The organism is Acidiphilium sp. MT5 (assembly GCF_054767495.1).
Map to the genome: position 1 here is coordinate 1 of NZ_BAABMR010000022.1, position 12,289 is coordinate 12,289.

Below are 12,289 nucleotides of genomic sequence, written 5' to 3' on the forward strand. Positions count from 1 at the left end.
TCGAACCAACATCAGATTCCGCTTCACGTACTTGAACCCAGCGGGCCGTCCACACATGGTATTCAAGATCGTCTTGTCCTTTCCTGGGGTCAAGCCTTCATGATGGGGGTAACGACGTGGTCGGAATTAGCCCGAATTAGGCAAGACTGGCGACGAGCATTTGGTGCGTCACCATAGTGATTCCATCCACATCGCCTAGACGCTAGTAGTTTTTTTAAATGCAGATGTCTTAATCCGGTAGGCTGCCGGAATTAGATAATGAACTGTTTGTTCTATTGCCTTATTATTGCGGTCGTACGAGGTTCGCTCAAGCGCGAGTATCGGTGTGTTGCTCGATATCCTCAACCATTGACACAGAGCATCGCTCGGCAGCTGACTGCTAATTTCGAAGTCCGCCCGGAAGGGCTCGACACCCAATTTCGTGCTCAATAACTCGTAAATACCCATCGATGCGGTATCGGCACGCGAAATACGCTCCCCTAATTCAGGGGGTAGAGTAACCTGTATCACTGCATGATGGGTGCCGCGTGTCTTATAGAGTCGGCTATAACACAGCACCCTGTCTGTCGTGTCCCGAAATACCTCCGGAATAGTGTCGTTTTTCCAATTAAAATCTACAACAGTGATATTGACGGCCTCGCCAGCACTTAGAAAAGCGTCGATGAACGGGCCGAATTTGTCGATTTCATAGGTCACTTTCGGCACGTATTGCGCCAAAAATGTTCCCTTACCTTGCCGACGAACCAGCACACCTTGATCAACCAAAGTTTGAATCGCACGTCGGACTGTCACGCGGCTCAATTTGTAGCGAGCACCAATCTCTTCTTCGGTTGGAATCTGGTCTCCCGGCCGGTACGACGCAAAGATCTCAATACGGAGTTCGGCGCTGAGTTGCTCATGCAAGGCTACCGAATCCTGGCGCTTTAGGTTGTCGTTCTGACTCATTTTTGCGTTGGCCATTCAGTCTAACCTCTAAGCTAAGCGATGCACAAAAAATGTGTTGCAACAATTTAAGATGTCTTATATCGTCTTCTAAACAGAGTCGTCCATTAATTTCATCCTAAGCCGTAAGGCCCGGATAACTATGGGAGAAGACAATGAAAACAACCAAGTTTCCGAAATCGGGGTTAAACCAAGAGGCGCGTATATCTCCAGAACGAGGACGACAACTCGGGCGCCGCACTGCGCTGAAACTTACTGGATGTGCGGGAGCGTTAATGGCAGTCGATGTGGCGCAGGCGGCGTCGGCCCCCGTGATCCTAAGATTGTCAACTTGGGGCGCGTCAAAAGCACCGCAAGTTGCCAGCTTCGTTGGTCCTTTCATAAAGCAGGTCGAGCAAGCTTCGAAGGGGCGTATCAAAGTCCAAAATTACCCCGATGGTGCGCTGGTTGGTGAACAAGATGTCCCCTCGGCTATACAATCCAAAATTGTTGATATCTCATTGACAACAATGGGAAGTTGGGCGTCGATCGTCCCGGAAGCGGGTGTTCTCAACACCGTATTTTTTTCACCAACTGGCCAGGGCTTCGAGAAGGCCATTGGTCCTGGAACAAAGTTGTTCAATGCTCTGGATGCTGGAATGATGAGGCACGGCACAAAGATGCTGTGTGCTCTCTATAACGGCCCCGTTGTGTTGGTTTCGCGTGCGCCTCTCGACAGTCCGGCCTCCATTCGTGGTAAGACCATTCGTGTTTTTGACAGGTTGACAGCCCAAATCGTTCAAACGTTGGGCGGTGCACCCTCTACAATTGGCGTAGCGGATGTATATCCAGCCCTCGAACGTGGGACAGTCCAAGGGGCGATTGGGGGATTGGAAGGAGCCGTAGGGCTTAAGGAATATCAAGTCGCCAAATATGTGTTGGCAACAAATGGCCTGTTTGGATTATTGATAACCGGCTATGTCATGAACCTTGCGCGCTTTGAGGCGCTGCCGGCCGACCTCCAGAAAATAGTTTTGGATGCGGCTTATGGCGTTGGTAGAACGGCTAATCAAGCGATGGTCGCCGCCTACGCGAATGAGCTTGACAAGATGCGAAAGCATCATGCCACGGTTTATGTTCTCAAGCCTAAAACGCCGAGCTACCATGCCTTTAAGGTGGCGTTAGAGCCATTGGCGCGCAAAGAAAAATCTAGCTTCAGTCCAACATTGGTAAAGACGGTCATGGAATCATTACGATGATCGGAGGGTCCCGCCGACCATGACTTACGCCTTAAGGGGGCGCGTTTGGCTGGCTTCCCGTCTCACCATAGTATCGCGGGCAATCGCAGGCATATCTCTGGCATTAGCACTAATATTACCTTTACCCATTTTGTATGAAATCTTGATGGAGCAGTTGCAACGTCCGCCTATTTGGGTATTTGAGATCTCTGGTTATGCAATCATCATGATTGGCTTTTGCGCCTCCGGCTATGGACTGAATACCGGGCATCATTTCCGGCTTCGAATCCTTGCTCAAATGCGTCCGGAGCTTGATCTGCCGCTGGCGCGATTGTCTGGTTGTTTTGAATTTATCTTTGGCCTAATTTTACTTATATCTGGTTGGAATCAGGCGCATGCTGCTTTAGCCCAAAATCTTCTGTCCAATACCATATTACAGGTGCCGCAATTCTGGCCCGAATTGGCGTTACCGATTGGGGGCATAGCCATTGCAGTTCAGGGATTCGCACATATCCTCGCACCACGGGTGTCAGTTCAGTGAGCCTTCTAGCGGGTGGCGACGTCACGTTAATCATCCTCATCTTCAGTATGTTTGGGCTCATGGCGCTCGGCGTGCCAATATTTATCTCGATCGGCATAACGGCTTTTACAGGTCTTGCCCTAGTCTTCGGAGTCAACCAAGCTAGCGTCGATTTTGCGTCATTCCTCTGGCAAAGCTTAAATAAATTCGAACTAGTGACCATCCCTTTGTTCGTATTTGCGGCCATGTTGGTGCAGGCGGCGCGCTTAGGCGATGAGCTGTTCGAATTTGCCAAGGTTTGTATTGGCTTCGTTCCCAATGGACTTGGGGTCGCGGTAATCCTGACCTGCGCGATCTTTGCAGGGATTACCGGGTCTAGTCCGGTGACCGCGGTCACAGTTGGGTTGATTGCTCTTCCGGCGTTGGCCCGCGAGGGATATTCTGATCGCGTTCGCGGTGCATTGATCGCTGGTGGCGGAACTTTAGGTATCCTGCTTCCTCCCAGCCTACCACTGATCATTTATGGTGTCTTGACTGAAACTTCGATCGGTAGCCTGTTTATGGCAACGGTGATTCCAGGTCTGCTCCTGGCGTTTCTATTCTCGCTTTATGTGATTATTTTTAATCGCCCAGCGGTCAGGGTTCAATCCTATGACTGGCACGAACGTCGGCCGATATTGTTGAAGGGCGCGCCGATCGTCGCGCTGCCTATTTTTATCATCGTTTCAATCTATTTCGGTGTGGTCACGCCGACCGAGACAGGTGCCGTGGCCGCGACATATATTCTCGCGATTGGTCTTATCCGTCGACGCCTCAATGCACGACTGATCCTGAATGCTGCTATGAATGCAGCATTGACCTCATCCATGCTCCTTCTGATCTTTGGAACCGGTTCGGTCTTCGCCCGCTACAGTGCACTGTTGCAATTGCCGCAGTCTATTGCGTCTGGCGTCTCCACATTGCCAGGTGGACCCTTAATTATTTTTACGGGCATCATCGTAACCGATCTATTGCTCGGCACGTTTCTTGAATCTGGCGCTTTAACAATCTTGACGATTCCTATTTTCTTTCCCATTGCGCATGCAATTGGCATCAATCCAGTGCAGTTCGGCGTGATCATCGCCGTAAATCAGGAAATAGCTCAAATTCACCCGCCAGCCGGTCTGAATTTGGTCACCGTAGCCTCGATTTCGGACATACCATTAACCCGAATGATGAAGAGCATTTTGCCGTTCATCGCTATCGAGCTTGTAATGGTCTATGCGCTGTATTTCTTTCCAGAATTGACACTCTTTCTGCCCAGCCACATGCGCATGCCTTGACGGCATGGAGGAATATACAACCCAATATGATCGGAGATAGGAAATGAAATTGACCGACGAAGATCAAGCGATGCTTGCTGGAGACTATGGACCTTTGCGCCAATGGGCCGTGACTCATCAGATCCAAGTTGGACGTTATTTTCACGCAATGGATTTGGTTCCTATCGCGCAGGCTCATATCATGTGCGATACCGAATCACTCGGTGATGCCGGCGTTCAGTGGTTGGAACATTGGATGGACCTGCCCGCCGAGCAGCGCCGTGTAAAAGTGCCCACAATCACGGATCCGCGCGGTACTGATTTCTTTGCAGCTGATAAGCTTAACCAAGCGCGCTGGATGGTCGAACGAGAACAGCGTACGACCGCAGCGCTCGAAGCTTGTGGGATATTGATGACAAATACCTGCATCAATTATCAGACGATCATGCCGCCGCTGTTGGGCGAGCATGTTGCCTACGGCGATACGGGTGTCGTTATTTATAGCAACAGTGTGCTTGGCGCCCGATCAAATTTCGAGGGTGGACCGTCCGCGTTTGCCGCGGCACTCACGGGGCGGACCCCCCGTTACGGTTATCACCTTGAGGCACGCCGACAACCAACGATTCATATCCGCTCAACCTTTACCCCGGAATTGCTCGATGAATGGGGTGCTTTAGGCGCGATGGTCGGAAAATTATCAGGTGATTATTGGAGTGTCCCATTGGTGAGCGGCCTCGATCGGGTTCCGACATCCGACGAAATGAAACATTTTGGTGCGGCAGCGGCGAGCTTTGGATCGGTGGCGCTATTCCATTTGGTAGGTATTACGCCTGAAGCCAAATTAAATCGAGACTTTCACGATTTGATCCCCACGCTGCCGCAATTGAATATTGGTCGATCAGAGTTCAATGCGTTTCGGCTTCAATTCAGGCGCTCTAATAGCAAGATAGACTTGGTCGTCTTTTCCGCGCCGCAATTGAGTATTGTCGAAATGCAACAACTGGCAGATGCTTTAGATGGCAAACGCGTTAAGATCCCGTTGCTTGCAGTGACGAGCCCGCAAGTCAAGCCAGATGCCGATCGCATGGGGTTAACGGCGCGAATTGAGGAAGCAGGTGGAACCGTGTTGGCGGGCATGTGTTTTTATAACAGTTACGCACGCGAAATGGCCGAAGCCAACGGTTGGAAGTCGCTCGCCAGTAACTCAGCCAAGTTGGTGAATATAATTGGTGGCTACGGATATACACCGACCCTTTTGTCGATGGAGCAATGTATTGATGTCGCCTGCAAAGGAGGGGTAGCTTAATGATGGGCAGGGTATTTTATGCTGGTTGTGCGATGGGTCACAAGGTCCGTGGGCGTGCGCTGGTAGCGAAGGACGGCTTTTCTGCGCGTTATGATCTTGATCGCCTTAAGGGTATTTTTTCGCGCCCCGAGCATGCGTTGACGGGGCAATCCTATCAGGGACGGATTCTAATCTTGGACGCTGCGAAAGGCGGCGTCGCGACGGCTTGGATGTTGTTCGAAATGGCATCCCGTGAGATGATTCCACTTGCACTCGTCCTAAATCGAGCAAATCCTATCATGGCACAAGGTGCGGCGCACGCTGGCATGCCGCTCATGTCGGATTTCGATTGCGATATCACTTCGGTCGTTCCGTCAGGCGCATTGGTCGAACTCGATCCTGTTGCCGAACGCCCTTATCTAAAGCTGCTGTCCAGTTCTTAGTGTCTTACCTAAAAGGGCGGCCAAGCGACTTCACCAGTTGCTTTGGGAGGTGCGGCCCACTTCGAACGCTTCACGCCTGATTTTACCCTTGCCAAATTTAATAAATTGTGACGAAATGCGTGAAGCGGTGATCCTAGGAAATCACTCTAGCGTAGGCCGCTTTAGTGATGCTTTACAGGCCAACAACCACTCTCTCGACTGCAATTGCTACTTTGGGAGATTTTGCCTCATGCATGTGCCGATTCAATCAATCTTGGATATGATACCGAATAAGGGCGACGCCAGCGCCCAGCCGTGGCGCTGCACACCGGGATGCACAATCGGCAATCGAGATTTGTTTCCTCGGCTTTACGCACTTCTCGGCAACAGAGAAATCGCATTCGATTATGAATAGGAGTGAAAACATGAAATATCCAACGCGGCGTTCTCTCTTGTCCTCAGCAGCGTACTTGGTCGCTGGGATAACCGCCCTCAACGTAAATGAACACGCGCTTGCTTCCACAGGCACCAAGGTTCGGTTTGGCTGGCAACCAACGCTGAATGGCGCCCGATACTTCGCAGCGCACGATGGAGGAATTTTTGCGGCTCACGGTATTGATGTCGAGCAGATTGAGTTTCTAGCTGGCCCACCTTTTTTTGCGGCGTTTCAGTCTGGCAGCATTGATGTTGGTTTCATGGGCACCCCGCCCGCTAGTATTGGCATCGCCCAGGGGGTGCCGATGAAAATCTTTGCGGTAGAAAATTATGCATTCGCATCAGAAGGACTCGTGGTCACACCTAAAAGTGGCATCAAATCCCTTAAAGATTTGAAAGGTAAGAGAATAGCAGCAGAGCGCGGGACATCAGGCGAATATGCGTTGGTAAGAGGTTTAGAATCGGTTGGCATGACCCTCAAGGATATCGATTTCGTTGACTTAAATGTGAGCGTTCTTTTGCCGGCATTTTCAAAAAATGAGATAGACGGTGGCTGGTACTGGGAGCCTTGGCAAGGCGAAATGCGGCAAGCCGGTGGGATCCAAATTGCAACCGATGAAGACGTGGGTGCTGCTGGGGCGATTGTTTGGGTCGCACGCACCGAATGGTTGGACCAAAATCCGGAGGCAGTGCAGAAGATACTCGCCTCGCTTGATGTCGCCCAGGCCGTTCTAACAAAACACCCAAACAGAGTAGCCGCTTATCTAAGCCATGACACCGGCGTCAGTCAGGCGCTGGCACGCACCGTGATTACTAAGGAGGCGAGTTGGCCAACGATGCGAGAGGAGTGGGCGCCAGATTATGTGCTCTCGATTAACCCGAAGTCGATCCAGAAAAAGCAGGGTCTTATCAAAGTTCTCGACTCTTTGGCTGACTTCCAACGACAAGTTCGCGTAATCGACGCTGTGCCCGATTTCGCCAAGGCAATCGATGTTGGCCCCTTGGCGACATACATTAAGAGGCACGGATGATTTCGCAGCGGCAGGAAGAACGTTCTCCTTTAGTTGTAAGCTGGTTCCTGCCGTGATGCGCATTTAATGCGCTGACGGCCAATCGGAGGTTCTAGATGCCAAGCGCCAATCGGTCCGCGATAGATATCCAGCGCCCGGAACGTTCAATCTTTGACAGCTTTACTAAGTTAGTTGGTTCAACCTATTTTTACAGCGCACTCAGCGTTTCAACGCTGTTCCTCATCTGGATCGGCACAACGCAATGGTTCGGGATCGTCTCGACTAAGCTCCTGCCCTCGCCTACCGCGCTTTTTGATGAGTTCATAGTGGTTAGTCGATCAGGCTATGCTGGGACGACGCTGCTTGCTGACATTCTTGCTAGCTTTTTTCGTATGGTTCTCGGATTTACTCTTTCAGCCGCCGTTGCGATTCCCATAGGGATTGCCATGGGCATGAGTGGTAAAGTGCGAGGATTACTCGCGCCGATATTCAACGGCTTGCGGCCAGTGCCGAGTATTGGCCTCATTCCGCTGATGGTGCTTTGGTTTGGAATCGGTCAAACATCAAAAGTTGCTGTAATTTTTCTGGCATCATTCCTATTTGTGGTGCTCAATACGGCAGAGGGTGTGCGCAGCGTTCCGGTGGGATTAATGCGCGCCGCGGCGAATCTCGGCGCTGGGCGGATCCAGATGTTTTGGCGTGTTGTTCTTCCAGCCTCATTGCCTTCAATTTTTACCGGACTAAAGACTGGTTTGGCTGTTAGTTGGGCAGTCGTTGTAGCTGCTGAATTACTAGGCGCCCAACGTGGATTAGGTTTTATGATTGAGGATGCCGCGACATTCTATCGGATTAAGGTTGTCTATATCGGTTTGATACTAATTGGGTTGATTGGAATATCAATGACTGCCGCAATCAATCTACTTGAGAAGCGGATTGTCCATTGGGTTGGGAAGTCCTGATGGCGTATCTAGAAATTAACAATGTCGACAAGATATTTGGCGCAAGTGGAAAGCCAAGTCAAAAGGTTGTGGCACTCGACGGTATTAGTGTTACAATTGAGCAGGGCGAGATATATGCCCTTCTTGGACCAAGTGGTTGCGGCAAGAGCACAATTCTTGAAATTGTTGCAGGCTTCGAACGACCGACACACGGCGCCGTTTCATTTGACGGAAGGCCGATTATCGGCCCTGACCCCGACCGCGCCATGGTGTTTCAGCAACCCAATCTGTTCCCGTGGCTCACGGTCATCGATAACGTCATGTTCGGCCCTCGTGTTCAGCGCCGCAGCGATATGAAATCCACAGTCAAACGAGCAAATTATCTGCTAGAAATTTGCGGGTTAGGTGGCTTTGAGCGGCGATACCCGTACCAGCTGTCAGGCGGTATGCGTCAGCGCGTCGCGATTGTTCGGGTACTGATGAACAATCCGCGGGTTCTGCTGATGGACGAGCCATTCGGAGCGCTGGACGCACTGACCCGGCTTACGATGCAGGAGTTGCTTTTAACGATCTGGTCGGAATTGAAGCCAACGATCATCTTCGTGACCCACGACGTCGATGAGGCTTTGTTTCTGGCTGATCGGGTCGGCGTTATGTCACGGCGGCCGGGGCGGATGAAGCATGAGGTGCGTGTCGATATTGGACGCCCCCGGGATGTTGATGTGATGATCAAACCGACATTTACCGCTCTAAAATCGATGCTTATCCATGAGTTACGCAATGAAGCACAAGAGTTGAGCGCAACGCAGCCGTATCACACCGTGATTTCGACCGCCTGAACGCATACGCTGGCGACGTGATCGATCGGATCGAGGAAGTGTCGCACAATAATTGACGTTTGGAGTTGGGAGTGAACGCGGTTCACGCGAGGGTTCTGTGGATCGTAATAGGAGGATGAGAATGAGATCTGCGATCAAGGTATTTCGAGCAAAGCGTGTGCTGACGATGAATCCATCACAGCCATTTGCAACGCACGTGGCAGTGATGGATGGCCGCATTCTGGCGGTGGGCGGCGAGGCCGAGATGGCGGATTTGGGTGTTTTCGAGACTAATGACCAGTTCGCAGACCAGACGATTTTGCCTGGATTCGTCGAGGGCCATACTCATTTGTTTGAAGGTTCAGTCTGGCGTGACCCGTATATTGGCTATTTCAATCGACGTGATCCTGATGGACAAATTGTGCCGGGCCTGCCGAGTATTTCATCCGTCATTGATAGGCTTCGTCAAACGAATTATGCCGACGATGTGGATGGCCCGATCGTCGCATGGGGGTTTGATCCAATCCATATCAAAGGGCCAGGGCTTACCGTTGCTGATCTAGACACGGTCTCCCAAGAGCGTCCGGTGGTCATCACCCATGCATCGGGCCACATCATGAATGTCAACAGTGTGGCTTTGCGGCGCGCCGGACTTGATCGCGATTCAGATATGGACGGCTTGGTTCGCGATCAGACAGGTGCATTGACGGGGGAATTACGTGGCTTTGACCTGCTGGGCCGCATCCGCCAGACTGTGTCGGCAGACGGACTTTCCCGAAAACTGGATCTGGCATCGATGCACCGCTTTGGCAAACTTGCCCGGCGCGTCGGTGTGACCACGGCGACCGATTTGGTAAGCGACATGTCCGACGAGACAATCGAAGTTTATCAGCAAGCCGTTGCAGCGCCCGATTTCCCCATTAGGATCGTACCCGCGATGGCTGCTCGATTTTATCGCATTGAGCCGGGCTTGGCGCGATTGCAGGCGTTGCGGCTGCAGAGCACCGATAGGTTGTTTTTCGGACTGGTGAAGCTCCATGTTGACGGTTCGATCCAGGGTTTCACCGCGCGCATGCGCTGGCCAGGCTATCACAACGGAGCGCCGAACGGCCTGTGGTATCTTGCGCCCACTGAACTTGGCGAGGTGATCGAAGCCTATCATCGTGCCGGCGCAATAATACACATGCACACAAATGGTGATGAGGCCACCGAGGCAGCGGTTGAGATGATGGAGCGGGCGCTGATCGCACACCCGCGCCCCGATCATCGCCATACGCTGCAGCATTGCCAAATGCCAGATCAGGCATTGTATCGCCGCATCAAAACTCTTGGCTTTTGTTGTAATATTTTTGCCAACCATATCTATTATTGGGGAGAAGCGCATGTGCGCGAGACGATGGGGTTGGCGCGCGCCCAGCGAATGGATGCGTGCGGCACGGCACTTAGGCTGGGAATTCCATTCTCGATTCATTCGGATGCGCCAATTACCCCGATTGATCCATTATTCACCGCATGGTGTGCGGTGATGCGCGAGACGGCGGCCGGGCGCGTGCTCGGGGAGGGCGAGCGGATTCCGGTCGAGGCGGCACTACACGCAATTACTATTGGCGCTGCATATACATTGAAACTAGATCATGTGATTGGCAGCATTGAAGTCGGTAAGTTTGCCGATTTTGCGGTGTTGCGCGATAATCCGCTCGAGGTTGAGCCGTCTGCTCTCAAGAATATTGAAGTGGTCGCTACGGTAAGTGGTGGCAAGGTGTTCGCGGCAGCGGCATGACGATTCCGGTTGTTATTATCGGTGGCTTTTTAGGGGCTGGCAAAACCACAGCGATCAATGAAATATTGCGCAGATCCAGCCAACGCGTTGCTGTGCTGGTCAATGACTTTGGAGCACTCAATATTGATGCCCACCTGATTGAGGCGCAGGATGGTGAGATATTCGCGCTTGCGAACGGTTGCGTTTGCTGTTCGATTGGACCCGATTTCAGCGTGATGCTGGCACGCATGCTCTCGCTAGCACCGCCGCCTGCGCGTATCATTGTTGAAAGTAGCGGCGTGTCGGATCCGTGGCGGATTGCCCAACTGGTTAAGCTTGAGATGGGGGCATCGCTCGAAGCGGTGATCGTGCTAGCTGATGCGATTGACTTGCCGCGCCTAGCTGCTGACCGTTGGCTTAATGATACAATTTACCGACAAATCGCGCGTGCAGATCTAATTGCGTTGAGCAAATGCGATATTGCGAGCACCGTCATGCGGGCTGATGCGCGGGCTACCATATCTGCTATGAGGGCTGATGCACCGATTATTGAAATTGCCGGCGGCGCATTGCCCATGGTCATGGTTAATCCAAGCAACGAACTGCGACCCAGCCGATTTTTCGCAGATAACCCCGGCCACGGTTACCGAACATGGAGTTGGTGCCCTGATGGTCCGCTGAATGGCGAGCTTTTGCGCGAGGTTTTACACAAGATGCCCCCGGGCGTTCTACGCGGGAAGGGTGTTCTGAATATTGATCCAGGGGCATTGCCCATGGTTCTACAGTTAGTTGGCCGCCGTTGGAGTTTGACGCCAGGACGAAATACATTTGATAGACAGGAGTTGGTGTTGATTGGCACCGACGCTTTGCCCACGCCGGAGTATCTTGAAGCGATGTTCTCGGCGGCGCAGGTCAAGTATGTCAAATAAGCCGGTAAAGGCCCGCTGGCGTGGTTCCACGTGGCATTGCTCGCGACTCAGGGAGATCTTGCAGAAGTCAAGCTGGTTGAAGTAGTTGACGATCAGGTTACCCTCTACCGCTTTGGTCGCTTTGCAGTCTTTAGCGGGACATCAGAACGCACGGCTTTTATTCATTGGCGGTCTATTCCGCTACTCCGGCCCGATGAGCGACAAATCATGTTGCGTCTCGATGGGAGTGTGTGCGTCGCCGAAGTTGAACCCCGCCTATCGAACCGGGAAGCTCCGGATCCCGCATATGGCCACCGCCAGACCATAGCTAAAGCCGGAAAATCTCGGTTCGGTATAAGTGGCTTCGAGTCCCCGCAACCACCGATAATAAACCCTCGGGAACATAACGTGACCGAGGATTTTTACCGCGTGCCCCACCAACACAACGCCGTAACGGCGCCGGCTCCGACGCCAAAACAAGAATCTCAGCAAGGTCGCCATAAAGCTCGGCCCTCATCCCGTCCGGCGCTGAAACATCAGGCGTTAAAATAATCCCATCGATCAACGTCCGGTAAGCGTCGTTTCTCTGACCTTGTTGAAAGACGCGTGTAGCGCGACTATGCGGCGGCTTGAACGATTTCGGTTGCTGCGTGACCGGCCTTCCAATGCCATGGAAGCAGCCTGTCGATTTCGGTGGCCTTGGTTCGCCCAGAGACAATGCGCTCGAGGATGTC

11 protein-coding genes are annotated in these 12,289 nt (G+C 52.2%); 10 read left to right on the forward strand and 1 reads right to left on the reverse strand.

The window, feature by feature from the left end:
* Positions 1–195: 195 nt before the first annotated feature.
* Positions 196–960, reverse strand: coding sequence for a GntR family transcriptional regulator (locus ACYUCQ_RS15655; RefSeq protein ID WP_460255489.1), 765 nt, complete (start codon positions 958–960; stop codon positions 196–198).
* A 137-nt stretch (positions 961–1,097) separates the two neighbouring features.
* Between ACYUCQ_RS15655 and ACYUCQ_RS15660 the strand changes: the two genes are divergently transcribed.
* The 10 genes from ACYUCQ_RS15660 to ACYUCQ_RS15705 all read left to right on the forward strand — a co-directional run bounded on the left by ACYUCQ_RS15660 (position 1,098) and on the right by ACYUCQ_RS15705 (position 11,576).
* Complete coding sequence (locus ACYUCQ_RS15660) at positions 1,098–2,180, forward strand: TRAP transporter substrate-binding protein (RefSeq protein ID WP_460255490.1); 1,083 nt, start codon at positions 1,098–1,100, stop codon at positions 2,178–2,180.
* Between the two features lie 19 nt (positions 2,181–2,199).
* Positions 2,200–2,700, forward strand: a complete 501-nt coding sequence (locus ACYUCQ_RS15665) for a TRAP transporter small permease (protein WP_460255491.1) — start codon at positions 2,200–2,202, stop codon at positions 2,698–2,700.
* 47 nt (positions 2,701–2,747) lie between these two features.
* On the forward strand, positions 2,748–4,001 hold the full coding sequence (locus tag ACYUCQ_RS15670) for a TRAP transporter large permease (protein ID WP_460255499.1): 1,254 nt from the start codon (positions 2,748–2,750) through the stop codon (positions 3,999–4,001).
* A 43-nt stretch (positions 4,002–4,044) separates the two neighbouring features.
* Positions 4,045–5,286, forward strand: coding sequence for an aconitase X (locus ACYUCQ_RS15675; protein ID WP_460255492.1), 1,242 nt, complete (start codon positions 4,045–4,047; stop codon positions 5,284–5,286).
* Positions 5,286–5,708, forward strand: coding sequence for an aconitase X swivel domain-containing protein (locus tag ACYUCQ_RS15680; protein ID WP_460255493.1), 423 nt, complete (start codon positions 5,286–5,288; stop codon positions 5,706–5,708). Before ACYUCQ_RS15675 ends, ACYUCQ_RS15680 begins: the two co-directional genes overlap by 1 nt.
* Before the next feature lie 404 nt (positions 5,709–6,112).
* Complete coding sequence (locus ACYUCQ_RS15685) at positions 6,113–7,153, forward strand: ABC transporter substrate-binding protein (protein ID WP_460255494.1); 1,041 nt, start codon at positions 6,113–6,115, stop codon at positions 7,151–7,153.
* 95 nt (positions 7,154–7,248) lie between these two features.
* The gene (locus tag ACYUCQ_RS15690; RefSeq protein WP_460255495.1) at positions 7,249–8,091 is read left to right on the forward strand and encodes an ABC transporter permease; all 843 of its coding nucleotides are present in this window, start codon (positions 7,249–7,251) and stop codon (positions 8,089–8,091) included.
* The gene (locus tag ACYUCQ_RS15695; RefSeq protein ID WP_460255496.1) at positions 8,091–8,909 is read left to right on the forward strand and encodes an ABC transporter ATP-binding protein; all 819 of its coding nucleotides are present in this window, start codon (positions 8,091–8,093) and stop codon (positions 8,907–8,909) included. The genes ACYUCQ_RS15690 and ACYUCQ_RS15695 overlap by 1 nt, the downstream gene beginning before the upstream one ends.
* A gap of 121 nt (positions 8,910–9,030) precedes the next feature.
* Complete coding sequence (locus tag ACYUCQ_RS15700) at positions 9,031–10,668, forward strand: amidohydrolase (protein ID WP_460255497.1); 1,638 nt, start codon at positions 9,031–9,033, stop codon at positions 10,666–10,668.
* Positions 10,665–11,576 carry a CobW family GTP-binding protein gene (locus ACYUCQ_RS15705; RefSeq protein WP_460255498.1) on the forward strand — a complete coding sequence of 304 codons (912 nt, stop codon included), beginning with the start codon at positions 10,665–10,667 and terminating at the stop codon, positions 11,574–11,576. Before ACYUCQ_RS15700 ends, ACYUCQ_RS15705 begins: the two co-directional genes overlap by 4 nt.
* Positions 11,577–12,289: the final 713 nt, after the last annotated feature.

Coding starts and splice junctions, on each gene's coding strand:
- ACYUCQ_RS15655 (WP_460255489.1), bottom strand. CDS start 960: ATGGCCAACGCAAAAATGAGTCAGAACGACAACCTAAAGCGCCAGGAT.
- ACYUCQ_RS15660 (WP_460255490.1), top strand. CDS start 1,098: ATGAAAACAACCAAGTTTCCGAAATCGGGGTTAAACCAAGAGGCGCGT.
- ACYUCQ_RS15665 (WP_460255491.1), top strand. CDS start 2,200: ATGACTTACGCCTTAAGGGGGCGCGTTTGGCTGGCTTCCCGTCTCACC.
- ACYUCQ_RS15670 (WP_460255499.1), top strand. CDS start 2,748: ATGTTTGGGCTCATGGCGCTCGGCGTGCCAATATTTATCTCGATCGGC.
- ACYUCQ_RS15675 (WP_460255492.1), top strand. CDS start 4,045: ATGAAATTGACCGACGAAGATCAAGCGATGCTTGCTGGAGACTATGGA.
- ACYUCQ_RS15680 (WP_460255493.1), top strand. CDS start 5,286: ATGATGGGCAGGGTATTTTATGCTGGTTGTGCGATGGGTCACAAGGTC.
- ACYUCQ_RS15685 (WP_460255494.1), top strand. CDS start 6,113: ATGAAATATCCAACGCGGCGTTCTCTCTTGTCCTCAGCAGCGTACTTG.
- ACYUCQ_RS15690 (WP_460255495.1), top strand. CDS start 7,249: ATGCCAAGCGCCAATCGGTCCGCGATAGATATCCAGCGCCCGGAACGT.
- ACYUCQ_RS15695 (WP_460255496.1), top strand. CDS start 8,091: ATGGCGTATCTAGAAATTAACAATGTCGACAAGATATTTGGCGCAAGT.
- ACYUCQ_RS15700 (WP_460255497.1), top strand. CDS start 9,031: ATGAGATCTGCGATCAAGGTATTTCGAGCAAAGCGTGTGCTGACGATG.
- ACYUCQ_RS15705 (WP_460255498.1), top strand. CDS start 10,665: ATGACGATTCCGGTTGTTATTATCGGTGGCTTTTTAGGGGCTGGCAAA.